This window comes from Listeria cornellensis FSL F6-0969 (genome assembly GCF_000525855.1).
GTDB lineage: Bacteria > Bacillota > Bacilli > Lactobacillales > Listeriaceae > Listeria_A > Listeria_A cornellensis.
Window position 1 is genome coordinate 1 of record NZ_AODE01000075.1, and the last position, 1,015, is coordinate 1,015.

Here is a 1,015-nt window from a genome sequence, read left to right on the forward strand (position 1 = left end):
TGGGGAGGTCTTGTGAGGGCTTCCGTCAAGAAGGATGGCATGTCCTACAGAAGCAAACCAGCCAGTGATGGTTGGTTGAATCACAAGAAGTCAGCAGACGCCATAGTAGTATCATTTATTTTGATACGAAGGGCTGAACAATAGTCAATCTTGAAAACAATGGAGGTGGAGAGGATGCATTCAATGCAGAAAACCGAGAAATCGGGCTATCATCAAAAGGATAGGCTGGAAGCTGAAAGCTATGACGAAGCGCATAGTATTCTTTCTGGCGAAATTAGCAGACAAGATGGTGTAGAAAATCTGATAGACAAGCTTACTCATCGAGATAATCTCAATCTAGCTTACCAAAAAGTAGTACGTAACAAAGGTGCCGCAGGGATAGATGGCGTGACTGTCGAAGAACTACTTCCCTATCTCCGAGAGCATAGAGAATCACTTCTGGAACAACTTCGTACTGGTAAGTATCAACCGAAACCTGTCAAACGTGTTACCATCCCCAAACCGGATGGTGGAAAACGACAACTAGGCATTCCATGCGTCGTAGACCGACTCGTACAACAAGCCATCGCTCAAATCCTAGAGCCTATCTTTGACCCACACTTCTCAGATAACAGCTATGGTTTTCGTCCCAATCGTAGCGCTCACCAAGCCATTCTAAAAGCAAAAAGCTTCTATGAAGCTGGCTATAAGTATGTCGTAGATATCGATATGAAACAGTATTTTGATACCGTGCATCATGATAAATTAATGGGCTTCCTTGAAAAGCGGATCCAAGATAAACTGATTTTATGCCTTATCCGTCGATTTCTGCAAAGCGGTGTGATGATTGGGACAGAAAAACAAGAAACGAAGAGAGGGACTCCACAAGGAGGCAATCTATCTCCGCTTCTCAGCAATATCTATCTACACGCGTTTGATGAAGAATTACATCAGAGAGGGCATCTATTTGTGCGTTATGCGGATGACTGTAACATTTATGTCCGCAGTAAGCGTGCTGGCGAGCGAGTCATGGCGA

Annotated in this window: 1 protein-coding gene; it reads left to right on the forward strand. The window is 44.1% G+C overall.

The genetic code is table 11. The features are described from left to right. Positions 1–174: 174 nt before the first annotated feature. The coding region (gene ltrA / locus PCORN_RS16770) for a group II intron reverse transcriptase/maturase (RefSeq protein ID WP_036082717.1) at positions 175–1,015 on the forward strand (841 nt) is incomplete at its 3' end.